We start from the raw sequence: 24,612 nt of genomic DNA, 5'->3' as shown, positions 1-24,612 counted from the left end.
CGGCGATGGCCCGTTATCGCAACTTGTCGCGGTGGATCTTTCCGGACCCGGTCCGGGGCAGTTCGTCCATGAACCGCACCGTCTTGGGGATCTTGTACCTGGCCAGCCTGCCGTCGAGGAAGGCCAGCAGGTCCTGTTCGGTGATCCGGTGGCCGGAACGTACGCGGACGAAGGCCTGCCCCACCTCGCCCCACCGGTCGTCGGGCACCCCGATCACCGCGCACTCCTCCACCGCGGGATGGCGCAGCAGAGCCGATTCGACTTCGGCGGGATAGACGTTCTCCCCACCGGAGATGTACATCTCCTTGAGGCGGCCGACGACGAAGTAGTAGCCGTCCTCGTCGACCCGGCCCACGTCGCCGGTCCGGATCCAGCCGTTCTCCGTGATGGCCGCCGCGGTGGCGTCGGGCCGGCCCCAGTAGCCCGCCATGACGGTCGGGCCCTGGATGAGGAGCTCGCCTTCCGTGGCGCCGGATCCGGCCACGTCGGAACGTGCCAAGCGGACGTCGGAGAAGAAGTGCGGAACGCCCGCCGAGCCGACTTTCACCGTACTCATCTCCGCCCTGACGATGAGCGCTCCGGGAGCCGCCTCGGTGAGCCCGTACCCTTGCAGGAATCGCAGCCCGCGCTGCTGGTAGGCGGCGATCAGCGAGGTCGGCACGGGCGCTCCACCGGCGAGCAGGGAGCGGATCGAGGACAGATCGGCCGACGCCCAGCGGGGTGAGCGCGTGAGGTCCGCGAACATGGTCGGGACGCCGAACATCCAGGTGACCCCGTGCCGCTCGACCAGGTCGAAGCAGTCGTCGACGTTCCAGCCGGTCATGAGCACCGCGCAGCCGCCCTTGAGCAAGGTCGGCAGGAGTGTCATGTTCAGCGCGGCGACGTGGAACAACGGCGCACTGATCAGGGTGACCTCGTCGCCGGCGATGTCGAGCTCGACGAGCACGTTCATGCAGTTCCAGATGACGTTGCCGTGCGTGAGGACCGCCCCCTTCGGGCGTCCCGTGGTGCCCGAGGTGTAGAGGATCATCGCGGGATCGTCGTACCCGACCGGTTCGTCGATGAGGTCGGCGGGCGAGGCCTGCAGGCGTTCCTCGAAGTCGAGGGCGGCCGCGCTGCCGCCGCCGACGGCGACGAGCACGGGGGGAGCGGCCACCTGCAACTGCTCCACCACCCCGGCGTGACCGGTGGCGTACACCAGCACGGACGCGCCGCAGTCGTCCAGCTGGAAACTCAGCTCCGCCGCGGTGAGCCGGGTGTTGAGCGGTACGAACACCGCCCCCAGCAGATGAGCGGCGAACATGGTCTCCACGAGCGATGCCGCGTTCGCCCCGAGGTAGGCGACACGGTCGCCATGCGCCACGCCCATCGAGCGCAGCGCATGCGCGAACCGAGTGGTCCGTTCGACCAGGCCGGCGTAGGTCTGTTCATCGGCGCCCACCACGAGAGCACGCTGGTGCGGCGAGGAGCGAGCACGCCTGAGGGGCCATGAGCCCAGACCCTGGTTAAGCATCCGAGGTCGCCACCGTGTCCGGGCGGCCCTGGTCAGAGCCGTCGAGGGTCAGGTTTCTGAGGATGGCGAGCAGGTGGGCCTGCTCGCCGGGCGTCAGCCGCGCCAGGAACTCCTGGCGTGCCGCGGCGACCTCGGCCCGCGCGCGGTCCCGCATGGCGCGCCCCTCGGAGGTGGCCGTCACCTCACGTGCCCGGCGGTCCGCCGGGTGGGGAAGCCGCACGACCAGGCCCCTGGTCTCCAGCGCGTCGACGAGCGACACCACCGGACTGGGATCCATGCCGAGGAACTCGGCGATGTCGCGTTGGGACAGTCCGTCGCGGTCGCACACCAGCGCCAGGACGGAGTAGTGACGGACCCGCAGGTCGAGGGGGGCGAGCCTGGCGTTGGTCATGCGCACGATCACCCCGCTGGCGTGTGCCAGCAGAAACCCGGTGTCATCAAGCAGCCCGTCGTCTTGTCCACTCACGGCGACCCTCTCGTCGGAGGTATTCAATGATCGAACTATTCAATCATTGACATTATCATCTATTTCCGCGTACGGTCCAGCCCAGACTCAACGACACCAGCGACAACGAAAGCGAGCCAATGGCCGATCTGAGAGGAAAAGTGGCTGTGGTCACCGGCGCCGGGCGCGGGCTGGGACTGGCCTACGCCAAGGACCTGGCCGCCGCAGGGGCGCACGTGGTGGTCAACGACATCGACGAGGCGGCGGCCGTGGCCGTGGCCGAGGCGATCGGCCAGGCCGGTGGCACCGCCGTCGCCCAGGCCGCCGCGGTCGGCACCGGCGAAGCCGCCCAAGCGCTCGTCGACCGCGCGGTCTCCGCCTTCGGGCGCCTCGACATCATGGTCGCCAACGCCGGAGTCCTGCGTGACACGGTGTTGTGGAAGATGAGCGACGAGGACTTCGACACCGTCGTCCACGTCCACCTTCGCGGCACCTTCACCTGCGCCCGCGCGGCGGCCGTACGCATGCGCGAGCAAGGCGACGGAGGGCGCATCATCTGTGTCGGCTCGCCGACCGGCCAGCGCGGCACCTTCGGCCAGACCAACTACGCCGCGGCCAAGGCCGGCATCGTCGGCATGGTCCGCACGTGGGCCATGGAACTCGCCCGGGCCGGCATCACCGTCAACGCGGTCATCCCGGTGGCCGCCACCGAGATGACCAGGACGGTGCCCTTCCTGCGCACGCACATCGAGGCGCTGGACCGGGGCGAGAAGCTGACGCCCTTCGCGCGCAGAGCCCTCGCCCTCGGAACGCCCTCGGACGCCGCCGGCGTGGTGACGTTCCTCGCCTCGGACGCCGCGGCCGACATCACCGGGCAGGCCATCGGCGTCGGCGGCGACCGGGTCAGCCTCTGGTCCCATCCGCAGCAGATCGTCAGCGCATTCGCCGACGACGGCTGGAGCGCCGACGCGCTGGCCGAGACCTGGCCGACGGCGTTCGGCCCTCATGTCCAGTCCGTAGGGGAGCCGATCCCCCAGCCCGAGGGGAAGCGCGCATGACACAGCCGATCAGCCTCGCCTCGCTCACCGCCATAGACGTGCACGTGCACGTGGAGGTGGACGACGAAGGTCATCCCTCCCTCGGCGGCGAGCTGATGGAGGCCTCCGCCGCCTACTTCAGGTCGGACCATCGCACGCCGACGGTGGACGAGATCGCCCAGACCTACCGCGACCGCAACATGGCCGCGGTCGTCTTCACCGTCGATCACCAAGGGGCCACCGGCCACCCTCCCATCAGCAACGAATACGTGGCCCAGGCGGCGGCGCGGCACCCCGACGTGCTCATCCCCTTCGCCAGCATCGACCCCTCCCGCGGCAGGGCGGGCGTCGCCGCCGCCGCCCGGCTGGTCGGCGAGCACGGCGTACGCGGCTTCAAGTTCCACCCCAGCCTGCAGGGCTTCGACCCGACCGACCACGCGGTCTTCCCTCTGTACGAGGCCATCGCCGCACTCGGTGTCCCGGCCGTCTTCCACACCGGTCAGACCGGGATCGGAGCCGGGCTCCCCGGAGGCGGCGGCATTCGGCTCGGCCTGTCCAACCCGATGCTCCTCGACGAGGTCGCCGCCGCCTTCCCCGATCTGCAGATCGTGCTGGCGCACCCGTCGTTCCCCTGGCAGGACGAGGCCTTGGCGGTCGCCACCCACAAGTCCAACGTGTGGATCGACCTCTCAGGCTGGTCGCCCAAGTATTTCCCGCCCAACCTCGTCCGCTACGCGAACACGCTGCTGAAGGACAAGGTGCTCTTCGGGTCGGATTTCCCCCTCATCACACCGGATCGGTGGATCGCCGATTTCGACCGGCTCGACATCAAGCCCGAGGTCCGCCCCAAGATCCTCAAGGAGAACGCGGGCCGTCTGCTCGGCCTGCCGCAGTGATCGGAGATCCTCCATGACCAGAACCGTCACCGTTTCCGAACTCCCCGGCCTGGTCGGCCAGGATCTCGGATACAGCACGTCTCTCACCGTCGATCAGAAACGCATCGACCTCTTCGCCGAAGCGACAGGCGACCGCCAGTGGATCCACGTGGATCCCGTCGCGGCCGCCGCCGGCCCCTTCGGCACCACCATCGCCCACGGCTACCTGACCCTGTCCCTGGTCATCCCGCTGTGGGGCGATCTGCTCGACGTCCAGGACGCCACCACCAAGGTGAACTACGGGCTCGACAAGGTCCGCTTCCCCGCGCCCGTACCCGTCGACGCCGAGATCCGGTTGCACGCGCGGATCGCCGAGGTCACGGAGATCGCCGGCGGCGTGCAACTCGTGCTGAACGTGACCATCCACGCCGACGGGGTCGACAAACCCGTCTGCGTGGCCCAACCAGTCTTCCGCTACTACCACTGACCGTCGGAAGGGCGAGCTGATGAGCCACTACCGAAGCAATGTCCGCGACATCGAGTTCAACCTGTTCGAGATCCTGGGCATCGACCGATTCCTCGGCTCCGCCCTCTCCCCCGATCTGGATCACGAGGCCTGCCGGCACGTCCTCGCGGAAGTGGCGCGGCTGGCCGAAGGGCCGCTGGCCGACTCGTTCTCGGACGCCGACCGCAACCCTCCCGTCTTCTCCCCCGAATCCGGCGGCGTCACGGTGCCCGGCTCGCTGAAGAAGGCCTACGCGGCCCTGCGCGCCGCGGAGTGGTGGCGGCTGGAGGCTCCGCCGGAGCTGGGCGGCGTGGCCGCCCCCCGCACGCTGGTCTGGGCGGTGGCCGAGCTGCTTCTCGGGTCCAACCCCGCGGCCCACCTGTACGGCACCGGTGTGCCCTTCGCCGGCGTCGTCCACCGCGAGGGCACTCCGGAACAGCGCAGGATCGCCGCGCACATGATCGAGCGGGGCTGGGGCTCCACCATGGCGCTCACCGAAGCGGACGCCGGGTCGGACGTCGGCGCCGGCCGTACGAAAGCCGTGCGGCAGGACGACGGCACCTGGCACATCGAAGGGGTCAAACGCTTCATCACCTCCGGCGACCACGACCTCACCGAGAACATCGTGCACCTCGTGCTGGCCCGCCCCGAAGGGGCCAGCGCGGCCGGCACGAAGGGACTGTCGCTCTTCATCGTGCCGAAGCTCCTGTTCGACCTCCGGACCGGCGAGCCGCTCGGCCGCAACGGCGTGCAGGTGACCAACCTCGAACGCAAGATGGGGATCAAGGCCTCCACCACCTGTGAGCTCCGGTTCGGCGAGCGGGAGCCCGCCGTCGGATACCTGCTCGGCGACGCGCACAACGGCATCGCGCAGATGTTCCACGTGATCGAGCACACCCGAATGCTCGTCGGCGTGAAGGCCGTCGCGGCCCTGTCGACGGGCTATCTGCACGCACTGGACCACGCCCGAACCCGGATCCAGTCGGCGGACCTCACCCGGCTGGGCGACAGGTCCGCCCCTCAGGTGGCCATCATCAGCCATCCCGACGTCCGGCGCAGCCTCATGCTGAACAAGGCCTACGCCGAAGGGCTGCGGGCGCTGGTCCTCTACACCGCCGGCTGGCAGGACGAGGTGGCGGCCGGCGAGCACGCGGGCTCCGACGTCACCACGGCCAGGGCCGTCAACGCGCTCCTGCTGCCGATCGTCAAAGGCGTCGGCTCGGAGCGCTCCTACGAGCAACTCGCCCACGCCCTGCAGACCCTCGGCGGCTCCGGCTACCTCCAGGACTACCCCCTCGAGCAGTATGTGCGCGACACGAAGGTCGACACCCTGTACGAGGGCACCACCGCGATCCAGGGCCAGGACCTGTTCTTCCGCAAGATCGCGAAAGACGGCCGGCGGGCGCTCGACGTCGTCCTGGCCGAGATCGGCGACTTCCTGCAGACCCTGGCCGGGGACGACCGTCTGCGGCTCGAGCGGGAGGCCGTATCGAGGGCCCGGGACGCCTTCACGGGCATGGCCGACGCGATGCTCACCCATGCCCGGCGCCGCACGCAGGACCCGCGCGAACTCTACAAGGTCGGCCAGAACACCACCCGTCTGCTCATGTGCGCGGGTGACCTCATGGTCGGCTACCTGCTCCTGCGGCAGGCTGCCACGGCCCACCGCCGGCTGGACCAGGGGCATCTCTCCCCCGCCGACCGCGACTTCTACCGGGGAAAGACAGCGGTCGCACGGTTCTTCGCGGTCACCGTGCTCCCGCTGCTGGACGCCCACCGCAGCATCGTCGAGACCACGGACAACCGCCTGATGGACGTCCCCAAAGAGGCGTTCTGACCCGGGACTGGCGGGCCTCGCCCCCGCGCCCTACGACCGCACGGCGTAGAACTCGTCGATGTAGGTGTAGTCGCGGGGGTCACGGCGGCGGAACAGCTCGTTGCGCAGCAGCCTGCCGACGCCGTCCACGTGCCAGATGTCACCCCATGTCCGGGCCGTCTCCTGGATCCAGGCGGTGCGCGCGGTCCGCTCCGCCTCGTACCGTTTGAGCGCCTCCGCCCAGCGGGACCATCCGGCCGCGGTGAGCTCGGCGGTCAGGTGGTACGCGTCCTCGATCGCCTGGCAGGCCCCCTGAGCCAGGTACTGCAGCATGGGATGGGCCGCGTCGCCGGTCAGCACGACCCGGCCGTCCGTCCAGTTGTCGATCGGCAGCCGGTCGTACATCGGCCAGCGCCGGTCGCGCCACAACGACGTCAGACCCTCGCGAACGTCTGGAGAGCACCACGCGAAGGCCGCGTCCAGCTCCTCGGGCCCGCCCCAGTCCTCTTCCCCCCGCTCGTGGGCGGGGGAGCGGAAGACGGCCACGGTGTTGTAGATCTCGCCCCGGCGCAGCGGGTACTGGACGAGATGGCAGCCGGGTCCGACGTGCACGACCACGTCGGAGGACGTCTCGGGATCCAGCGCGCGGCCGAGCCGTTCGACGGGGACGGCGCCGCGGTAGGCGACGTAACCCGAGCAGACCGGCTCGTCGTCGCTGAAGCGCGCCCGCAGCCGCGAGTGCAGCCCGTCGGCCACGAGCACCAGGCGCGCCCGGTGCCGGCCGAGCGAGCTGCGGACCACGGCCGCGTCCGGCCCGTCCACGACGTCGTGGACCTCGCAGCCCGGCACCATCTCGACCCCGGCGCGCTCGCAGGCGCGGGCCAGGATTTCGAGCAGGTCGCTGCGATGAATGACCACGTACGGCGCGTGGTAGCGGCCGGTGAAGTCCTCGTCCAGAGCGAGGTGGGTCAGCTCGGAGCCGTCGAGGGCATCCTTGAACAGCAGCCGCCGGGGCCTCACCCCGGCCGCCAGCACCTCGTCCAGGAGGCCCCACTCGGCGAGGACGCGGGTGGCGTTGGGCGCCATCTGCAGGCCAGCCCCGACCTCGGCGAACTCGGGCGCCCGTTCCAGGACCTGAACCGTGAACCCGGCCGACGCCAGGGCGAAGGCGTTGGCGAGCCCGCCGATGCCGCCTCCGGCCACCACGACGTCCGTGGGAGCGTTCATCGTTACCATCCCCAATCGTTCGTCTACAGCCAAGGCCCCAGCGCGGGCGGCTCCGCGTTCCGGCCGGTCAGCCATGCCGCCAGGCCGGCGGCGGCATCGCCGCTCCTGCGAGCGTGCGTGTCCAGGGCGTCCGCGATCAGTGCGACGTTGATCTCCTCGGGCAGGTCGGCGAAGCCGACGCCGTGGGCCAGGTCCACGGCATGCACGGTGACCTCGCGGGTGCGCATCCAGACGATCTCGGCCGCCGGGATCGTACGGCCCCGGGCCGTCACCACGAGGGTGTTCCACGCCTGCTCAGGCAGCCGGTCCATGTCGGCCGCCAGGTCCCGCGCCGACTGCCCGACCAGATCTCGCAGGGTGCCGGCGGGCAACGCCGAGATGGATTCGATCTCCTCGGCCCGCTGGCGCGCGCCGGCGTACATGCGCCGTTCCACCCCGGTGGCGGCCCAGCTGACCAACCGGCGCAGCGCCTCGGCGTTGCCGTGGACGTGAGCGACGACGTGCCGCCGGTTCCAGCCGGGCAGTGCCGACGGCTCGGAGAGCTGGGCGTCGTCCAGGCTGTCCACGGTGCGCAGGAACAACTCGGTGCCCAGATCCATCCATGCGCGCGTGCTCATGCCGTCCTCGCGGTGTTCTCCAGGCGGCCGACGCCCTCGACCTCCGTCACCAAGGTGACGCCGTCGGTCAGATAGCGCGGAGGCGTGCGGGCGTGGCCGACGCCGCCGGGGGTGCCCGTGGCGATGACGTCGCCAGGGCGCAGAGTCATGATCGTGGACGCGTACCTGACCAGGTCCACGGGATCGAAGACCAGGTCAGCGGTGTCGGCCAGCTGCGTCTGCTCGCCGTCCACGAGGCAGCGGATCGGCAGCGCCGGGCGTACGCCGCCGGGCAGCTCGTCGGGTGTGACCAGCACGGGGCCGAGCGGCGTGGTGCCCTCGAAAGTCTTGCCCTGCAGCCACTCCTTGGTGCGGAACTGCCAGTCGCGCATGGTGACGTCGTTCATGACGGTGAACCCGGCGATGGCGGCCGCCGCCTCCTCCGGTGAGGCCCGGCGCACCGTGGCGCCGATCACCAGGGCCAGCTCGGCCTCCCAGTCCACGGCCGAGGACTCGGGCGCGAGCTGGACGTCGTCGCGCGGGCCGATCAGGGCCTCGGCGAACTTGGCGAACAACGTGGGATGGTCCGGCAGCTCCCGGCCCATCTCCAGGATGTGCGTGCGGTAGTTGAGCCCGACGCACAGGATCTTGCCCGGCCGCGGTACGACGGGCGCCAGGTCGCCGGCCTGCAGGGCCGGCCCGTCGGCGCGGGCGGCCAGCTCGGGCCAGTCCTCGTGGGCCAGCAGGGCCCCCACGTCGGGCAGCCCGAGGTCCACGTACCCGCCGCCGGTGACCTTGGCCGCGCGGGTGCCCCCGGCGGTGCGGACGGTGGCCAGTCTCATGGTCGCTCCCCCTCGGTCTGGACGCGGTGCTGGTGCAGGCGCTCGAAGATCGGTGTGTCGCTGAACCTGAACAGGTCCAGGCCGTCCTCGGTGGCCAGCGTCAGCGGCTGCCACGACGGCACCACGAACAGATCGCCGCGCTCGACGCGCCAGGTGTGCTCGGCCACGGTGATCTCGCCCGTGCCCTCGAACACCTGGTAGACCGACGACCCGACCTCTCGCGTGGCGGCGGTGGCCGTGCCGGGCGCGAGCCGGTGGAAGTCGGTGCGCAGGGTCGGCATGACGTCGCCGCCCGTGGTCGGGTTGACGTAGCGGACGGCGGCGTGGCCGGGCTCGACCGTGGCGCGGTAGCCCTCGGCCTCCAGGGCGAGCTGCTCGCTCAGCGCGCGGTCGGTGTGCTCCCAGCGGTAGGCCAGAAGCGGGGTGGCGGGGGTCGGCTGGAGGTGGGTGAGGGGCCGCAGCCCCGGATGTCCCCACAGGCGCTCGGAGCGGGAGCGGTCGGGGGCCTCGCGGGTCTCCACCTGGTCAGGGCCGTACTCGAAGAACGTCGAGTCCGCGAAATACTGGAACGGGATGTCCAGGCCGTCGATCCAGGCCATCGGCCGATCGGTGACGTTGTGGTGGCCGTGCCAGTGCCAGCCGGCCTGGGGCAGGAAGTCTCCGCGGCGCATCGCGACCGGGTCGCCGTCCACCACCGTCCAGACGCCCTCACCCTCCACGACGAAGCGGAAGGCGTTCTGGGTGTGACGGTGCACCGGGGCGTCCTCACCCGGGTTGAGGTACTGGATCGCCGCCCACAGCGTCGGGGTGGCGAACGGCCGGCCGCCGAGCCCCGGGTTGGCCAGCGCGATGGCCCGGCGCTCGCCGCCGCGGCCCACCGGCACCAGCTCACCCGCCTGCTCGGCCAGCGGCAACAGCCGGTTCCATCGCCACAGATGCGGCACGGCCCTCGACCGGGGCGAAAGCGGCATCAGGTCACCGATTTGCGTCCACAGCGGGATCAGCAGCTCCGACTCGAACCCGCGGTACAAAGCCTCCAACGCCGGCGTGCGCTCGGGCTGGTCCTCTGCGTCGGTTGCCACGATGGGCACCGGCGGCGGATCAATAAGGGTCATGCACCCCACCCTGCACTATTTTCCATTCTGCAGATAAACTCTTTCTGCCATGAGGAATAAGCCGCCATACGCGCTCTCATCCGTGGACCACGCGCTCCACCTCGCCGCGCTGTTGCAGCAGGAAGGCCCGATGCGGGTGACCGACGCCGCGGAACGGCTCGGCGTGGCGGTCTCCACCGCCCACCGGCTCCTGGCCATGCTGGTGTACCGGGACTTCGCCGAGCAGGGACCCGACCGGCGCTACCGGCCGGGCAAGGTGCTGCGCCCGGCCGCCGCCTCCGCCGCGCCCGTCGCCCTGCTGCGCGAGCTCTGCCTGCCGGAGCTGCGCACCCTGATGGAACGGACCCAGGAGTCGGCCAACCTCATGGTCCCCGCAGGCGCGGAGGTGCGCTTCATCGCTACCGCGGAGTCCCCGCAGGTCCTGCGGGGGGGCGACCGGGTGGGACGGTCGCTGCCGGCGCACTGCGTGTCGGGCGGCAAGACGATCCTGGCCGCGCTGCCCCCCACCGAACTGGACGCGCTCTACAGCGAGGACGACAGCGTTGACCTTCCCCGCCTGCGCCGCGAGCTGGCGCTGGTGCGCGAGCGCGGCTTCGCCATCAACGACCAGCTCACCGAGACCGGTCTGACGGCCGTCGGCATGGCCATCAAGGACGCGGGTGGTTCCCCCGTGGCCGCGCTGTCGCTTGCCCTGCCGACCGCCCGTTTCGACCGCGAAAGGCTGCCGGGCTGGGTCGGCGCGCTGTCGTCGGCCGTGGCCAAGGTCGAGGCGGCCCTGTCCGCCCGGTGAACGCTCCCGCGCCGTGGGAGTCACCGCCCTGGACGTCGACTCCTTCCACGGACCCGATGACGAGGACGTCGCCATTCGGCGCATGGGCGAGGCAGTCGATGTCGCCGTCCACCCTGTATCCGAACGGTGCGCGCTTGCCCCACCTCTCATATCGCCCACCAGGGCCACCGAAGCCCCCTGAAGAACGTTGCCGATTTCCGGCACAGTTACCGCGTGGCCAGCGCGGGCTCGGTGGCGAAGGCGGTCCCGTCCGGGACGCGGCGGGTCAGGTGTGCGGGTCAGATCATTCGCCGCAGGGCGGTCTCCACCGCGTCGACGAGCGCATCGCCTTCGGTGCCGGGATGGCGGGTGAGGCCCAGTTCGACGTCCGGCAGGGCGGGCAGCGCGGCCGCGTCGTGGCAGGCCATGGCCGGTTCGAGGTTGGCGGGCAGGAGCGCCGCGACGCCGAGTCCGGCCCGTAGCGCGGCGAGCACCCCGGCGAGACTGTTGCTCTCGAACGCCACCCGCCAGCGGCGCCCCGTGGCTTCCATCGTTTCCAGCACCGACGTTCGCCAGGCGCACGTGTTCGAGAACAGCACCACAGGCAGCGGATCGGCGTCGACGGCGACACCCTGCCCGACCGCCCAGACCAGTGGCAGACGCACCGTCCAGCGCGGCGGCCAGGGAAGGTTCGGGACCTCGTCGAGCACGAGTTGGACCCGGCCCGTGTCGTAGGCCTCCCGCATCGCCGCGCTGGAAAGGCTGAGCACCTCCAGTGCGGCGTCGGGGTGCAGTCGCGCGAGGTCCGCGAGTGCCTGAGGAAGGCGGGAAGCGGTGAGATCCTCGTGGAGTCCCACCCCGCAATGCCCGGTGAGCGCGCGTCCTGTCTCGGCGAGCGCCTGTGCCGACAGCGCGAGGATGCGCTCGGCGTAGGGCAGCAGTTCCTCGCCCACCCGGGTCGGCGAGACGCCGGACGGCGCCCGGTGCAGCAGCGGACTGCCGACGGCCCTCTCGAGCTTGCGCAACTGCTGGCTGAGCCCAGGCTGGGTGCGGCCGAGCGCCGCCGCCGCGCGGCTGATGCTGCCCGCTCGCACGGTGGTGACGAACGACCGCAGCAGTGCGGTTTCGAGATCAGGTGCCATAAGTGTGCATTATGCCCGGTCCAACAAAATGACGACTTCCTATGGCATTCCGGAGGATCTAGCGTCAACCGGTGACCAGATTTCGACAGGTGCTCGCGGTGCCGGGGATGACGCCCCTGCTGGGCATTTCGCTGCTCGCTCGTACCGCGATCACGGCGGACGCGATGGCGTTGACGATGTACGTCGTCGTCGCCCTCGACATGAGCTACGCGGCCGCGGGAGCCGTGGTGGCGGCGCTCACCGCCGGCGTCGCGCTGGGCGGGCCGCTGCTGGGCCGGATGATCGACCGGCGGGGCCTGCGTACCGTGCTGCTGGTCACACTTGTGCCCCAGTTCGTGTTCTGGCTGACCGTGCCCGCGCTGCCGTACGTGATCTTGCTGAGCGCAGCCTTCGCCGCCGGCCTGCTGATGGTGCCGGTCCAATCGGTGACCAGGCAGGCGATCGCCGCGATGACGACGGCAGGGCAGCGGCGGGCGGCGTTCGCGCTGGAGTCCGTGGTCGGCGAGCTGTCGTACATGGTGGGGCCGGCGGTGGTGATCCTGTGCGCGGCGCTGGTGTCCCCCGGCGTGGTGGCCTGGGGAGTGGGCGCCGCGATCGTCGCCGGCGGGGCAGGGATCGCCCTGCTCGATCCGCCGCTGCGGGCCGGCGACGAGGCGGACGGCGAGGCAGCGGGCCGGCCCCGGCGCCGGGAGTGGCTCGGAGCGCGCATGGTCGCTGTCCTGACGATGGGGTTCGGCGTCGCGATGCTGCTCAGCGGCGTCGACCTGGCCATCGTCGCCACCCTCCGAGAAGCCGGTCAGGTCTCGTGGGCGGCCGTGGTCATCGCCGTGTTCGGGGTGACGTCCGTCGTGGGCGGTCTGGTGTACGGAGCGCTGCCCCGGCCGATGCCCACCTGGCTGCTGCTCGGCCTGCTCGGGCTGGCGACGATTCCGGCCGGCCTCGCCCATGACTGGGCCTGGCTGTGCGTGGCCGTCATCGGGGCCGGGCTGCTCACCGCGCCGACCCTTTCCACGGTCTCCGACGCGGTGAGCCGTCTCGCCCCCGCCAGTGTGCGAGGTGAGGCGACCGGGCTGCACTCCTCGGCGGCGAGCGCGGGATTCGCGCTCGGCTCACCCGTCGTGGGAGTGGCGATCGACGCGTCCGTGCCGGCGGGCGGCTTCGCCGCTGCCGGCCTGGCGGGCCTGCTCGCCGCGCTGACGGGATACCTGCTCTCGCGCCGGCCACCCACAGCCGCGCCGTCGCCGCCGCCCTCGTCATCCACGTCGCCCTCGTCGCCGTCGCCGCCCTCGTCGCCGTCGCCGCCGTCGCCGCCCTCGTCATCCGGGTCGCCGTCATCGCTCTCCGCACAGCCCACCAGTACCGGACGATGACGCGGGTTACCTCAGCGGATCATGGCGAGGTCGATGATCACGTACTGGCCCTTCAGCTCGTACGCGATCAGCCGTTCGTAGGGGTTGAGGCCCGGCTGGATGTTGCCTGTTCGTCCCTTGGTGTCGGGGCGCAAGCCGAGGTCGCCGGACCGGCCTGTGGCCAGGTCGAGCAGCACCTGGGCGCGGGTTGGACCCACGCTGACGGTCATGAAACGGTCGTAGGCCAACCCCAGCGTGGAGTCGGGGAGATCCCGTTCCCGGGAACCGTCCCGCAGGCGGTAGAAGGCGCTACGGCCGGGCCTCCGGCCGACGCATGCCGTCACGCCGCAGCGCACGTTCTCCTCCCCGAGCCGGACGAGGGCCTTGCTGGTCTGCCTGGTTTCGACATTGAGGATCTCCTCGAAGCTGGGCTCGTTGTTCGGCGTGTACTCACCGGGGGTCCCCACCCAGGGCCACTGCAGGATGTGGTGGCGTTCGGCGCCCTCGACAGGGGTGACGGCGCCGCCCTTCAGGGGAAGCGTGAAGACGCCGCCTTCCAAGAGGGAGAACGCGATCTTGTCGCCGGTTACGACGAGCCCGCCCCCACGCCCTTTGACCGGCGCGTCGGTTTCGACGGCGGTGGGCTGCCCGCCCGAGAGCGGCGCCGACCAGAAGCTCGTGTGTACGCCATCGATCATCTTCCAGATGATCCGCCCTTCACCCACCGCGTATCCCGAGGCGAACGCGCCTTCCGGCGTGCGGATATCGGTGATCTTCCGGGTCTGGCCGGAGGCGAGATCGTAGGAGTAGAGGGCGTCGGCCTTCTCGAAGCTCTGCCACGTCTCCAGCAGGAGCGTGTGATCGTCGATCAGGGTCAGCGGGCGGCCTCTGCGGCCGTTGGGGAGCTTCGTCGGGATCGTATGGACCGCATCCGGCCACACCTCGGCAACGGGGGCGGGCATCGTCATCGTCGGAGACGGCGTCGTCTCGGGCGTGATGTCGGCCGCCACCGGCGGCTCGCCGCCCGACGCCCCTTGTACGGCCACGGCGCCCCCTCCCACGACCAGCACCACCGCCGCCGCGGCGAGCAGGGCCTGTGTCCGGGCCCTGCGACGCCGGGAGCGGCCCAGTATCCGCGCCGCGTAGTCGCCCGGGGCTCGCGGCGCGCCCTCTACCGCGCATCCGATGACCCGGGGAAGATCACGTTCCGGCTGTTCGGTCATGGGGTCGTCCTCCTCCTGGCGGGTACGAGGTGCGGCATCGCGGAGCGGAGCTTGCTGAGACCGAGCGAGGCATGGCTGCGCACAGTCCCCCGGGAGACGCCCAGCAGAGCGGCGATCTCGGCGTCGGTGAGTTGCTCGTAGAAGCGCAGGACGAGCACGGCGCGCTGCTTTCGCGGCAGTACGCACAGTGCCTGCCACAGCTCCTGGTCGGCATCGGAGGGCAGGACGTCCTCCAACGCGATCTCCGGAACAGCGCACGTGAGCTGCTCGCGCCGCCGACGCCGCCAGACGCTGATGTGCAGCCGAACCATGATCATCTTGGCGTAGCTCTCCGGGTCCTCCTTTTTGCGCACCCGCGACCAGGCCTGGTGCAGCCTGATCAGCGCCTCCTGCGTAAGGTCCGCCGCGTCGTGCGCATTGCCGCTCAGCGCGTAGCCGTAACGCAGCAGCGCATCGGCTCGCTCAGCGACGAACTCCACAAAACGCGAGTCGTCTTCCACCTGGCTTCGCCTTTCCGTGGTCCGTCACCACGTAGACGACCTCGACCCGCGATTCGTTGAATCGCCGCGCACATCCGGCCTCCGGATCCGGGCAAGGCAGGAAGGAAATGGGCACGCCGGGGAAAGGACTGGACCGCCGCAAGTGGCGACCTTCAGAGACGCTCTGGCGGCCGCGGTCGATCCCGCAGGTCGTCGCCACGGTGGCTCGACGGCGCCGTCGAGCGCCGCTCGGCTGTCAGTGGCGCTCCCGGTCCCATCGGTCGAGGAGTTTGGGGAACTCGCGGCCCATGAAGCCGTACATGTCGCGCATGAGCTCCAGCCTGGCCCGGCTTCTGGGGTTGTCGCCGACCGCGGCCAGCCCTTGTTCGGCGAGCTGCGCGAACGCGGTGAACTCCGCCATCTTCGCCCTGAACGCGCGTCCGAAGACGTCCTCGGTCAGCCGGTAGTGATCGCGGCGGCCTCGGGGTGGGCGGAAGCGCTCGACGAGCCCTCCCCGTTCGAGCTGGCCCAGGGCGACGCTCATGCTGCTCTTGGCCACGCCGAGCTGCTCGCACAACCCCGGGGCGTCGGCGGAGTCGTCCGGATCGACCAGGAGTACGCCGATGACTCGGCCTGCCGTACGGCTGAGCCCCAAACGTTCGAAGTACAGCCCGGCACTTTCCACGAATTCCTCGACACCGGTCACACACAGATTCTATTCTGTTCGGATTGTTCCGAACAGGATAGAATTCGCTCATGTTGTCCATCGCCATCACCGGCGCCAACTCCGGGATCGGCCTGCGCGCCGCCCGCGCCCTCGCCGCCGCAGGCCACCACGTGCTGGCGCTGTGCCGAGACCCTGACCGTGGCCGCGCCGCCCTGGCCGACATCAACGCCCACGCCGCGCACCCGGCCGACCTGATCCAGGCAGACCTGTCGGCACCCGGCTCCATCAAGGCCGCCGCCGAACAACTCGCGGAGACCACCGGCCACCTCGACGTGCTCATCAACAACTCCGCCGTCTTCGACCAGACGCTCCGCACGCCCCTGTTCACGGCGGACGGGCACGAACTGTTCTGGGCCGTCAACCACCTGGGCCCCTTCCTGCTCACCGCACACCTGAGTCGGCTGCTCGCCGCCGCGGACAACCCACGCGTGATCAATGTCGCCAGCAAAGGCCTGATCTCGATGCCACGCATCCGGATCCGTTTCGGCCAACTCGACGACCCGAGCTGGTACAGCCCGACCCGCGCCTACTACCACGCCAAGCTCGCCCAGATCATGACCACCTTCACCCTGGCCGAGAAGGCCGGCGGAAACCTGGAGACGACCTGCGTGCGCGTCCCCGCCGTACGTCTCGACCCCGATCGGGTGGCGGCCATGCCCTGGTTGGCGCGCACCTTGTACGCCCCCAAGAACCGCATGGCCGTCCCCGCCGAACGCCTCGGCGAGACCTACGCCCGGCTGGCCACCTGGGACGGGAACCTACCGGGGCCGTACGTCGACGAAGACCTCCGTCCGGTCCGCGGCCCGGCTTTCGCCTACGACGAGGCCGCCCGCGAACGGCTGTGGTCGGTGTCCCAGGCCGCCACCGGCGACCCCGCCTGGGCCTGGTGAGCGTGAGGGCGGGCCACGGACGCCCACGGGCGGGACACGATCGCGCCCGTTCTCCGTGAGCACGGGGCCGGTCGCCATCGTATGCGGATCGTTGATACGTTGATGGCAGGTGTGCCGGGAAGTCTGGTCGGCGATTCTCGTCGTCGATCATGAAAGAGGCATGAGGATGCGCGCACGCGATCTGGCATGCGATTTTCCCGCCGTCACCGTGGACACCCCTGTGTACGACGCCGCCCGGCTCCTTGCCGAGCAGGACCTGCCGGGCCTCATCGTGGTCGACGACCACGGTCTGCCCGTCACCATCCTGCCCGGCACGCAGGTGCTCCGGCTGGCCGTGCCCGGCTACTGCCACGACGATCCGGCGCTGGCGCGAGTCGTCGACGAGGCGCACGCGGACCGGTTCCTGCACGCCCTGGCCGACCGGACCGTCCGTGACGCGCTACCGGCACGGCCGCGCGAACTGCCGATCAGCGCCCCCGATGCCACCATCCTGGAACTGGCCGCGCTGATGGCGCGCACGCACAGCCCGCTCGTGGCCGTGGTGAGCGACGGGCGGCTGCTGGGCGCGGTCACGCTCCAGGTGCTGCTGGACCGGGCGGTGGCCGCGTGACCGTCACCGCATGGCTGGCGGTGGCGATCTTCCTGTGCGCCTACACACTGATCGCCACCGAGAAGATCCACCGCGTCGCCGCCGCGCTCGGCGGCGCCGGCCTCATGCTGCTGATCCACGCCACCGACGCCGGAGCCGCGTTCTTCGACGAGCACACCGGCATCGACTGGAACGTCATCTTCCTGCTGCTCGGCATGATGATCATCGTCGGCGTGCTGAAACAGACCGGCATCTTCGAATACCTGGCGATCTGGGCGGCCAAACGCGCCAAGGGTCACCCGTACCGGCTGATGGTGCTGCTGGTGGTCATCACCGCCGTCGCCTCGGCGCTGCTGGACAACGTCACCACCGTGCTGCTGATCGCGCCGGTGACCTTCCTGGTGTGCGAGCGGCTGGCGCTGCATGCGGCGCCGTTCCTGATCGCCGAGGCCATGGCCTCCAACATCGGCGGCGCCGCCACCCTGGTCGGCGACCCGCCGAACATCATCATCGCCAGCCGCGCGGGCCTGAGCTTCAACGACTTCCTCATCCACATGGCGCCCCTCGTCATCGTGCTGGTGATCGTCTTCATCGGGTTGTGCCGGTTCCTCTTCAGGAAGTCCTTCCGCTACGACCCGGAACGCGCGGCCGAGATCATGGCGCTCAACGAGCGGGAGGCCATCGCCGACCCACGGCTGCTCTGGCAGAGCCTCACCGTGCTGGCCCTGGTCATGATCGGGTTCGTGCTGCATCCCGTGCTGCACTACGAGCCGTCGGTGGTGGCCGTCCTCGGCGCGGGCGTCCTGGTGGCCGCCACGAAGGTCACCACCGAGGACGCGATCGCCGAGGTGGAGTGGCCGACGCTGGTGTTCTTCGCCGGGCTGTTCATCATGGTCGGGGCGCTCGTGGAGACCGGTGTGATCGGCCAGATCTCGCAGGCCGCGACCGCCGCCACCGAAGGCCGGCTCGCGCTCACCACCATGGGCCTGCTCTGGGCCTCGGCCGGGTTGTCGGCCATCGTCGACAACATCCCGTACGTGGCCACCATGAGTCCCATCGTCGCCGAACTGGTCCAGGCGGGCGGCGGCAACGGCGAGGCTCAAGTGTTGTGGTGGGCGCTGGCTTTCGGCGCCGACCTGGGCGGCAACGCCACCGCCGTCGGCGCGGCGGCCAACGTGGTCATCCTCGGCATCGCCGCCCGCAACGGCACCCCGATCAGCTTCTGGCAGTTCACCAAGTACGGCCTGATCGTCACCGTGGTGACCATCACGCTGACCGTGCCGTACCTCTGGTTCCGCTACCTGATCTGAGCTTCACCTCGGAGCGGTGGCCTTCGGGCGATCACTCCCTCGCGACGAGCCGGTGCGGGGCCCCTGCCCGGACCGCTGGCGTTCGCCGCCACCGTCGTGGACCTCGCCGGCCCCGCGGCCGATGCTTGACGCGGCGGGAGTTCAATCGTCCGTCGGCCCGGCCGTGGGCCGGCGGACGCCGAGCAGGACGTAGCCCAGCACCACGAAGGCGGCCAGCGCGGCGAGGGCCGCCGAGGCGACCGTCGGCCACCCCAGCCGCTCCACGTTCAGGAACGGGTAGACGTAGCGGCGGGGGAGGTTGGGGGCGGTGAGCAGCACGAAGGCGCCGTACAGGAGCGGGAAGCCCAGCCACGCGAACGGCGCCGACCACCGCACCGGGCGCGACCGGTCGAAGGCGACCCAGTCGACCAGCGCCATGACGGGCGTCACGTAGTGCAGCAGGAAGTTGCCCAGCCCGCGCACGCCGCCGTCCAGCAGCGCCAGCGGGTTCGCCAGGTCGCGCGAGACGTAGTTGACCAGGCACGTGACCAGCAGGTAAAGGGTCATCGCGCCTTTGACGTCGGCGGACGCCGGTCTCCTGCGGTCGTTGACCAGCCGCCAGGCGTAGTAGAGCGCGAGCATGGCATTGCTCTGCACCGTGAAGTAGGCCCACGGGCGGCCGATCGACGCCGCCAGGCTCGCCAGGCCCGCGATGGCCGCCGTGACCAGGAGGATCCGCCACGCCGTCATCCGCTCCTCCGTAGCCAGAGCGTGTGCGCGGCCCATGCCGCCGCGGCGCCGACCGCGTACCAGAAGAGGTCGGGCGGGTTGAACGTGCTGCCCAGCACCGGCCGCAGCACGGCCGGGATCTCCCCGAGCTGGGCGAACTCGATCAGCCAGCTCGCGCCGGCCGCCGCTCCCGCCGCCACCCAGGGCCTCGCTCTGGGCAGGATCAGCATCACGAGCGTGTAGAGCAGCACGGTGTAGAGGGCGTCGCCCGCGTACTTCGACACGGGGCCGTCGAACCAGGCCCGCACCCCCAGCCCGGCCGCAACCGTCAGGGCGGCTGCGCTGAGAACAAGCAGGCGGGACATCACCTCACCTTAGCGGCGGCCCGCCGCCGGGCCGCCACGTCATGCGGGAGGTGGGGGGCTACCCGGTGGCGACCGCCTTCTCGTCCCGGGGGAAGAAGGGCAGTTCGATGGAGACACGGTCGGCAGCGGCGAGGATCTGCGAGGCGTCGTCGACCGGCGGATGAATCCACTGGTTGATCTGTTTCTTGACCTCCTTGGCTTCGGCGCCCGAGGCCATCACCCTGCGGTCCCAGCCCCTGGTGAAGACGGCGCCGGCGGCGCCCAGGTCCAGGCAGGTGACGTACGGCCCGGGGGTGAAGTCGCGCAGCGGCAAGCCGAGCAGGTCGGCGGCCGCGTTGTACCCCGCGACCTTGCCCAGCGGGGTGGCGTGCTGGCAGGCCTGCATGACCGTGTGCTCGGCATCGAACGCCGCCGCGGCCGTGTCGCCGGCGGCGAACACCTCGGGAAGGGCGCGCAGGTGCCGGTCCACCGGCACCCGGCCAAGGTGGTCGAGCTCATCGGAGATCTGCCGGGCGAGCTCGCTGGCCCGCATTCCCACCGACCAGACCACCGCGTCCGTCTCGACCTCGGTGCCGTCGGAAAGGACGGCGTAGCCGTCGCCGACCTGATCTCCTGCGTCACGTCCTCCGCCTCGGCCACGGTGCCCAGGATCCGGTAGGCCGCCCCGAAGACCGCCGGCCGATGCGATGTCCAGTCGGGCTCCGCCAACGCGCCGGTGAGCTCCATCCTCGACCTCCTGCCGCCTGCCTCGGTGCTCGACCGCCGATGATAGGCAACACGATGCGGGCCCCGGACGGCGGATAGCAGGCAGGCAGGTGATCGGTGCACGACCGCGTCGGGACCGGTGGCCATGCCGGGCATCGGCACGGTGTGCACCGGGCGGGAAGCGATGCACCGAGCGTTTTGAGGGGTCAAAGCCTGGCCCTGGAGTCCGTTTTGCGCAGATTGTCGCTTCAGTGCCCCGGGTAGCTCCCCACGTCGAGGCTGCGCCCGCAGCCGTACCGATCGCTCCACCACGTTAGGAGCAGCCACCATGAGAACGCCGAGCCGCCTGACCGCAGCCAGGATCCTGCCCTTGCCTCGCCTCAGCGTGCCGACGCCGCCCCCCGACCACGACAGTTCCTCCAGCCGCCGCCGTCGCCGCCGCCACCGGCGCTGATCGGCGACACGCCCGCGCGGCTGAAGGGGCCCTGCCCCGGGCCCTTCAGCCGCACGTGGCCCCCGGAGCGGGGACCAGCCCGCCTTTCAGCAGCCCCTCTGGCCGGCGCCTGCCAGAGGGTCCTGTCACCTGCCTAGGCGCACTGCTTCCTGATGTAGACCGAGCAGTCGGTCCTCCAGCACTTGAAGACGGAGCAGCAGATGCTGCCCGTACAGGTCGTGTGGTCGAGGATGCAACGCGCGGTGCAGGCGGCCTGCGCGTCGCCGGTCGGTACGACGAGGGCGACGATCCGGTCCGCCAGTTCAGTGAAGAGTTTCACCTGTCCCACCTTCTCTCCGGCGACTTACTCGCACATGATGACCATGCGGTAGGTGCAGTCGGACTGATAGCACCTCATCTTGTAACACCCGGTGTTCGGGTCGTAGCTGACCTGCACGCACCTCGGGGTGCACGCCGCGTCGGCCTTGACCGTGGGAATCAACCGGTCGATGAGCTTGTCCAGCATTCTGTTCTCACCTCCTTCACTGCCTCGAGTTCACTGGGCGCGGTTCTCACTGAGGGCGACCTCGTGATATCCGCGGGCTTGCAGGCGGAAGAAGCGGGCGTAGGTGCCGTCCACCGCCATGAGGTCGTCGTGGTCTCCCCGCTCTGCGACGACCCCGTCCTCCAGGACGACGATCAGGTCGGCGTCCCGCACGGTGTTCAGCCGGTGGGAGATGAGCAGGCTGGTCTGGCCCGCGCGGTGCCGGCGCATCCGGGCGTGCACGTCCGCCTCGGCTTCCGGATCCAGACCCGAGCTGGGCTCGTCGAGGATCATCAGGTCCCGTCCGTCGCGGAGGAAGGCTCTGGCCAGGGCGGTTCGCTGCCACTGGCCGCCCGAGAGCACGACGCCGGTCGAGGAGTCCTCGCGGTCCTCCTCGCTGGTGAACATCCGGGTGAGCAGCGTGTCGTAGCCGCGGGGAAGGGCTGCGAGCAGTTCGTCCACCCCTGCCTTTCGCGCGGCCGCGCGAATCCTGTCCAGGTCGTCACGGGCACCGACGTCTCCCACGCCGATGTTGTCGCGGGCGGAGAAGTCGTAGGTCATGTGGTCCTGGAAGACGCCGCTGATCCGCTCCCGCAGCGCGTCCGGCCGCACGTCGCGCAGGTCGACTCCGTCCCAGAGGATCGTTCCCCGGCTCGGGTCGTAGAAGCGGCAGAGCAGTTTGACGAGCGTGCTCTTGCCGGCGCCGTTGAGCCCGACCAGCGCGACGGCCGCGCCGTACGGGATGAACAGGTCGACGCCGCGCAGGATCCAGGGATGGCCCTCGCTGTAGCGGAACCACACGTCGCGCAGCTCGATCCCGCGCCGCAGCGGCGGCAGCGGCGCGGGGTCGACCGGCACGACCAGGTCGGGCTCCGCCCTGACCACCGCCACGTAGTGGCCGAAGAGCCGCAGGTTGTGATCGGCGACCGCGATGCCGGTGACCAGAGTGTTGAGCCCACCCTGGACGGCGACGACGGCGGCGGTGAACATCGACACGTCCCCTACGGTGAGCGCGCCGGTCCGGGCCGCGGCTATGGCCCAGACGAGTCCGCCCCCGGCCACCACGGCGGACAGCAGGGCGAGCGCCCCCTCCGCCGACAGCTCCTTGCGGTCCATCCGCCGCTTGCCCGCATGAGCCGTCGACAGCTCCGCCATGAGCCGGCCGCGCAGGAATCCGCCCGTGTTGAAGAGCCGAATCTCCTTGGCGGCCTCGATCGTGCTGAGCAGGTTGCTGTAGAAGAGCTGCCGTCGCTCCGCCGGGCCGATCTCCCACATCATGTTCGTACGCTGGCGGGACAGCTTCAGCTGCGCGACGAGCGCCGGTACGGCGGCGCACAGCACGATCAACGTCATGGCCGGGCTGATCACCAGCACCGCTCCGACGAAGCCGATCACGGTGACGGTGGAGCGGACCAGGCCGAATGACTCGGTGACGATGCTGTCGGCCCTGGACGCCCCCTCCTGGGCCAGGCGCAGCCGGTCCAGGAAGCGCGGATCCTCGAAAGGCCGCAACCCCGGGAATCGTGCCGTGGCCGCGAAGAGCCGGTCCGTCGTGGTGGCCACCATGGCCCGGCCGACCTGATTGCCGAGATACCTCGACCAGTGCGGCAGGACCGCGGCGGCGACGCCGGTGCCGGCCAGCCCCGCGGCGAGGCCCAGCAGCTCGGCCAGGGAGGCCGCCCCGGTGAGGCCGTCGATGACCAGCTTGGTCAGCCAGGCCGCCGCGACCGGCGCCGCGGCCGTGCCCAGCAGCATGACCGCGTACCCGATCATGGGAACGGCGGCGGCGCTCCAGCCGGTCGCCGCCGCCTCACGCGCGGAGGCGGTCAGGCGGGCCCCGTCAACGGCCATGCTGCGGCTCCAGCTTCCTGATGGTGACGGCATGGAGATCGTCTGCGTGGAAGAAGCCGTGCTCGCGGGAGTCGAAGCTGGCCTCGGTGTTGTCACCGATCAGGACGAACCTGCCGGCCGGGACGACGTCGTCGTCGACGGCCTTCCGTACGTGCTCCGGCACCGGATCGCCGGGCAGGGCGGCGATACGCTTGATCAGGAACTTGCTGCCGGTCGGGCAAGGGCTCAGGACCACGGCGATCTGCCCGTTGCGCAGCGCCGCGAGACGCGTGCGCCGGGACAGGAGCCGGTCCCCGTCGGTCAGCGACGGGGCCATGCTGTTGCCGTGGACACGGATCACCATGTACGTCGCGCGCAGCCGTACGGCCAGCAGGGCCAGACCCGCGACCCCGCACACCGCGGCGAGGAATGCCCGCCTCATGGCGTCCTGACCTCGGCGGGCAGGGTGTGGCCGCTGTGGGCGACCGTGCCTCCGGCGTCGATCGTGATGACCGTGGGGTACGCGTTGACCTTGAACGCCGCCTGCAGGGGCCCCTGGGGCTCCTCCTTGACGACGCGCGCCACCTCCGCGAGGCGTTCGATCTCGGCCGCGGAGTCCTCGCCGGCGCCGGCGGCGACCACGGCGAGCACGGCGTCCGACGTGCCGCGTGCCCGCTCCACGAAGAGCGGGAGCAGTTCCTCGCAGGGCCGGCAACCGCGGGAGAAGAAGCCGACCAGCGCGGGTGCGCCCAGGAGCTCGTCGGAGACCGGCTCACCGCTCGTGGTCGTGGCGGCGAACCGCGGGATCCTCGCACCGGGCGAGAGGCCTTCCGCCGTCATCGACGGCGGCGCGCTCCTGCTCCGGCTGCGCAGCCGGCGGATCACTCCGACGGTCAGCAGCAAGTTCACCATGCCCAGCAGCCCGACCAGCCCGACCGCGGCGACCAAGTACTGCATCACACCCTCCCCCGCCTGTCCGTGAACGACTCCGGGATCGCCATGAGCGCAGCCGTCGCCGCCTCTCTCTTCGCGAGCACGCCGGCCGCCGGAAGGCGAGGCCGTTCCGGCACCGTCCACAGGGCGGACGCGACCGAGCGCGAGCCCCCGCGGCTGCGCGGCTCGGTGACGGCGGACGCGGTCCCGATCAGGACCCGGCATGCGACGAGCAGGAGATCCACGAACGAGATGTTTCACGACCCCGCTAGCCCGGCCCTCGCGCGCCACTAGCCCCGGCCATGAGGGCGCCGAGCTAACAAGGATGAAACACGCGCGGGTGTTCCATGAAGCTCACCAGACCGGCGCACGCGTGCTCTGAGCGAATGTGCCTGGCTGCCTTCGCTCGACTGACCCGAGGAGACGTCATGGACACCAACCCGCCTCGCGAGCATGACTCTTCCGGCCGGAACCGCGAGCATGACTCTTACGGCCGGAACCGCGAGCATGACTCTTACGGCCGGAACCTGGTCGGCAACACGCAGCCCACCCCTGAGGGCTTCCACCCGCCGGGGCCGGTGCCTCCCGGGCCGGGGCCGGTGCCTCCCGGGCCGGGGCCGGTGTTCATCCCGCCCGGGTTCCCGC

29 protein-coding genes are annotated in these 24,612 nt (G+C 70.6%); 10 read left to right on the top strand and 19 right to left on the bottom strand.

Translation table 11 applies throughout. The annotated features are described in order from the left end of the window. Positions 1-13: 13 nt before the first annotated feature. A complete protein-coding gene (locus E1292_RS22500; protein ID WP_132597195.1) occupies positions 14-1,513 on the bottom strand; it encodes an acyl-CoA synthetase in 1,500 nt (499 codons plus the stop codon). Beyond that, a complete protein-coding gene (locus tag E1292_RS22495) occupies positions 1,506-1,979 on the bottom strand; it encodes a MarR family winged helix-turn-helix transcriptional regulator (protein WP_246090271.1) in 474 nt (157 codons plus the stop codon). The genes E1292_RS22500 and E1292_RS22495 overlap by 8 nt, the downstream gene beginning before the upstream one ends. Positions 1,980-2,119: 140 nt before the next feature. On the opposite strand from E1292_RS22495, the gene E1292_RS22490 reads away from it, so the two are divergent. From E1292_RS22490 to E1292_RS22475, 4 genes are read left to right on the top strand one after another with little or no spacing between them, the layout of a single operon-like run. Then, positions 2,120-3,016: an SDR family NAD(P)-dependent oxidoreductase gene (locus E1292_RS22490; RefSeq protein ID WP_281284052.1), complete on the top strand. Its 897-nt coding sequence runs from the start codon at positions 2,120-2,122 to the stop codon at positions 3,014-3,016. Next, positions 3,013-3,891 carry an amidohydrolase family protein gene (locus tag E1292_RS22485; RefSeq protein ID WP_165974679.1) on the top strand — a complete coding sequence of 293 codons (879 nt, stop codon included), beginning with the start codon at positions 3,013-3,015 and terminating at the stop codon, positions 3,889-3,891. Before E1292_RS22490 ends, E1292_RS22485 begins: the two co-directional genes overlap by 4 nt. A 13-nt stretch (positions 3,892-3,904) precedes the next feature. Next, positions 3,905-4,357 carry a MaoC family dehydratase gene (locus tag E1292_RS22480; protein ID WP_132597193.1) on the top strand — a complete coding sequence of 151 codons (453 nt, stop codon included), beginning with the start codon at positions 3,905-3,907 and terminating at the stop codon, positions 4,355-4,357. Between the two features lie 19 nt (positions 4,358-4,376). Next, entirely contained in the window at positions 4,377-6,212 is a 1,836-nt protein-coding gene (locus E1292_RS22475; protein WP_132597192.1) for an acyl-CoA dehydrogenase, read from the top strand. 30 nt (positions 6,213-6,242) lie between these two features. Here the strand turns inward: E1292_RS22475 and E1292_RS22470 are convergent, their stop codons facing one another. The 4 genes from E1292_RS22470 to E1292_RS22455 are packed head-to-tail and all read right to left on the bottom strand — an operon-like array spanning position 6,243 to position 9,971. Beyond that, on the bottom strand, positions 6,243-7,418 hold the full coding sequence (locus tag E1292_RS22470) for an FAD-dependent oxidoreductase (protein WP_220447002.1): 1,176 nt from the start codon (positions 7,416-7,418) through the stop codon (positions 6,243-6,245). A 23-nt stretch (positions 7,419-7,441) separates the two neighbouring features. After that, on the bottom strand, positions 7,442-8,035 hold the full coding sequence (locus E1292_RS22465) for a maleylpyruvate isomerase family mycothiol-dependent enzyme (RefSeq protein ID WP_220447001.1): 594 nt from the start codon (positions 8,033-8,035) through the stop codon (positions 7,442-7,444). Beyond that, positions 8,032-8,856, bottom strand: coding sequence for a fumarylacetoacetate hydrolase family protein (locus E1292_RS22460; RefSeq protein ID WP_132597190.1), 825 nt, complete (start codon positions 8,854-8,856; stop codon positions 8,032-8,034). Before E1292_RS22460 ends, E1292_RS22465 begins: the two co-directional genes overlap by 4 nt. Then, complete coding sequence (locus E1292_RS22455) at positions 8,853-9,971, bottom strand: cupin domain-containing protein (protein ID WP_132597189.1); 1,119 nt, start codon at positions 9,969-9,971, stop codon at positions 8,853-8,855. Before E1292_RS22455 ends, E1292_RS22460 begins: the two co-directional genes overlap by 4 nt. Positions 9,972-10,053: 82 nt before the next feature. Here E1292_RS22455 and E1292_RS22450 point away from each other — a divergent pair, with 82 nt between their 5' ends. Next, the gene (locus E1292_RS22450) at positions 10,054-10,761 is read left to right on the top strand and encodes an IclR family transcriptional regulator (protein WP_246090270.1); all 708 of its coding nucleotides are present in this window, start codon (positions 10,054-10,056) and stop codon (positions 10,759-10,761) included. Positions 10,762-11,039: 278 nt separating this feature from the next. Here E1292_RS22450 and E1292_RS22445 read toward each other — a convergent pair whose 3' ends face one another. Beyond that, on the bottom strand, positions 11,040-11,882 hold the full coding sequence (locus tag E1292_RS22445; RefSeq protein WP_132597187.1) for a LysR family transcriptional regulator: 843 nt from the start codon (positions 11,880-11,882) through the stop codon (positions 11,040-11,042). A 71-nt stretch (positions 11,883-11,953) separates the two neighbouring features. On the opposite strand from E1292_RS22445, the gene E1292_RS22440 reads away from it, so the two are divergent. Further along, entirely contained in the window at positions 11,954-13,252 is a 1,299-nt protein-coding gene (locus tag E1292_RS22440; RefSeq protein ID WP_132597186.1) for an MFS transporter, read from the top strand. 11 nt (positions 13,253-13,263) lie between these two features. Here E1292_RS22440 and E1292_RS22435 read toward each other — a convergent pair whose 3' ends face one another. The 3 genes from E1292_RS22435 to E1292_RS22425 form a co-directional block, all read right to left on the bottom strand. Next, positions 13,264-14,454 (bottom strand): TolB-like translocation protein, encoded by a 1,191-nt coding sequence (locus tag E1292_RS22435; protein WP_132597185.1) that lies wholly within the window; start codon positions 14,452-14,454, stop codon positions 13,264-13,266. Further along, entirely contained in the window at positions 14,451-14,954 is a 504-nt protein-coding gene (locus E1292_RS22430; RefSeq protein ID WP_132597184.1) for a SigE family RNA polymerase sigma factor, read from the bottom strand. The genes E1292_RS22435 and E1292_RS22430 overlap by 4 nt, the downstream gene beginning before the upstream one ends. 235 nt (positions 14,955-15,189) lie before the next feature. After that, positions 15,190-15,639: a GbsR/MarR family transcriptional regulator gene (locus E1292_RS22425; RefSeq protein WP_165974678.1), complete on the bottom strand. Its 450-nt coding sequence runs from the start codon at positions 15,637-15,639 to the stop codon at positions 15,190-15,192. A gap of 50 nt (positions 15,640-15,689) precedes the next feature. Between E1292_RS22425 and E1292_RS22420 the strand changes: the two genes are divergently transcribed. From E1292_RS22420 to E1292_RS22410, 3 genes are all read left to right on the top strand, one after another. Beyond that, positions 15,690-16,550 (top strand): SDR family NAD(P)-dependent oxidoreductase, encoded by an 861-nt coding sequence (locus E1292_RS22420; RefSeq protein ID WP_132597182.1) that lies wholly within the window; start codon positions 15,690-15,692, stop codon positions 16,548-16,550. A gap of 166 nt (positions 16,551-16,716) precedes the next feature. After that, positions 16,717-17,160, top strand: coding sequence for a CBS domain-containing protein (locus E1292_RS22415; protein WP_132597181.1), 444 nt, complete (start codon positions 16,717-16,719; stop codon positions 17,158-17,160). Continuing rightward, positions 17,157-18,449, top strand: coding sequence for an ArsB/NhaD family transporter (locus tag E1292_RS22410; protein ID WP_132597180.1), 1,293 nt, complete (start codon positions 17,157-17,159; stop codon positions 18,447-18,449). The genes E1292_RS22415 and E1292_RS22410 overlap by 4 nt, the downstream gene beginning before the upstream one ends. Before the next feature lie 141 nt (positions 18,450-18,590). On the opposite strand, the gene E1292_RS22405 is transcribed toward E1292_RS22410, so the two are convergent. From E1292_RS22405 to E1292_RS51280, 9 genes are all read right to left on the bottom strand, one after another. After that, complete coding sequence (locus E1292_RS22405) at positions 18,591-19,178, bottom strand: Pr6Pr family membrane protein (RefSeq protein ID WP_132597179.1); 588 nt, start codon at positions 19,176-19,178, stop codon at positions 18,591-18,593. Next, positions 19,175-19,522, bottom strand: a complete 348-nt coding sequence (locus E1292_RS22400; protein ID WP_132597178.1) for a ribosomal maturation YjgA family protein — start codon at positions 19,520-19,522, stop codon at positions 19,175-19,177. Before E1292_RS22400 ends, E1292_RS22405 begins: the two co-directional genes overlap by 4 nt. Positions 19,523-19,580: 58 nt before the next feature. After that, entirely contained in the window at positions 19,581-20,417 is an 837-nt protein-coding gene (locus tag E1292_RS55450) for an FAD-dependent oxidoreductase (protein WP_342775681.1), read from the bottom strand. Between the two features lie 397 nt (positions 20,418-20,814). After that, on the bottom strand, positions 20,815-21,000 hold the full coding sequence (locus tag E1292_RS22390; RefSeq protein ID WP_132597176.1) for a hypothetical protein: 186 nt from the start codon (positions 20,998-21,000) through the stop codon (positions 20,815-20,817). A gap of 24 nt (positions 21,001-21,024) precedes the next feature. After that, a complete protein-coding gene (locus E1292_RS51285; protein ID WP_165974677.1) occupies positions 21,025-21,186 on the bottom strand; it encodes a hypothetical protein in 162 nt (53 codons plus the stop codon). A gap of 30 nt (positions 21,187-21,216) precedes the next feature. Then, positions 21,217-23,055: an ABC transporter ATP-binding protein gene (locus E1292_RS22385; protein WP_132597175.1), complete on the bottom strand. Its 1,839-nt coding sequence runs from the start codon at positions 23,053-23,055 to the stop codon at positions 21,217-21,219. Continuing rightward, positions 23,045-23,476: a S26 family signal peptidase gene (locus E1292_RS22380; RefSeq protein ID WP_132597174.1), complete on the bottom strand. Its 432-nt coding sequence runs from the start codon at positions 23,474-23,476 to the stop codon at positions 23,045-23,047. The genes E1292_RS22385 and E1292_RS22380 overlap by 11 nt, the downstream gene beginning before the upstream one ends. After that, complete coding sequence (locus E1292_RS22375) at positions 23,473-23,991, bottom strand: TlpA family protein disulfide reductase (RefSeq protein ID WP_165974676.1); 519 nt, start codon at positions 23,989-23,991, stop codon at positions 23,473-23,475. The genes E1292_RS22380 and E1292_RS22375 overlap by 4 nt, the downstream gene beginning before the upstream one ends. After that, a complete protein-coding gene (locus E1292_RS51280; RefSeq protein ID WP_165974675.1) occupies positions 23,991-24,212 on the bottom strand; it encodes a hypothetical protein in 222 nt (73 codons plus the stop codon). Before E1292_RS51280 ends, E1292_RS22375 begins: the two co-directional genes overlap by 1 nt. A gap of 183 nt (positions 24,213-24,395) precedes the next feature. On the opposite strand from E1292_RS51280, the gene E1292_RS52780 reads away from it, so the two are divergent. Beyond that, positions 24,396-24,612: hypothetical protein (locus tag E1292_RS52780; protein ID WP_220446999.1), on the top strand; the 217-nt coding region annotated here is incomplete at its 3' end.

Source organism: Nonomuraea deserti (genome assembly GCF_004348685.1).
Classification (GTDB): Bacteria; Actinomycetota; Actinomycetes; order Streptosporangiales; family Streptosporangiaceae; genus Nonomuraea; species Nonomuraea deserti.
Note: the sequence above shows the minus strand (reverse complement) of the source record. Positions and strands in the feature narration are given on the sequence as shown.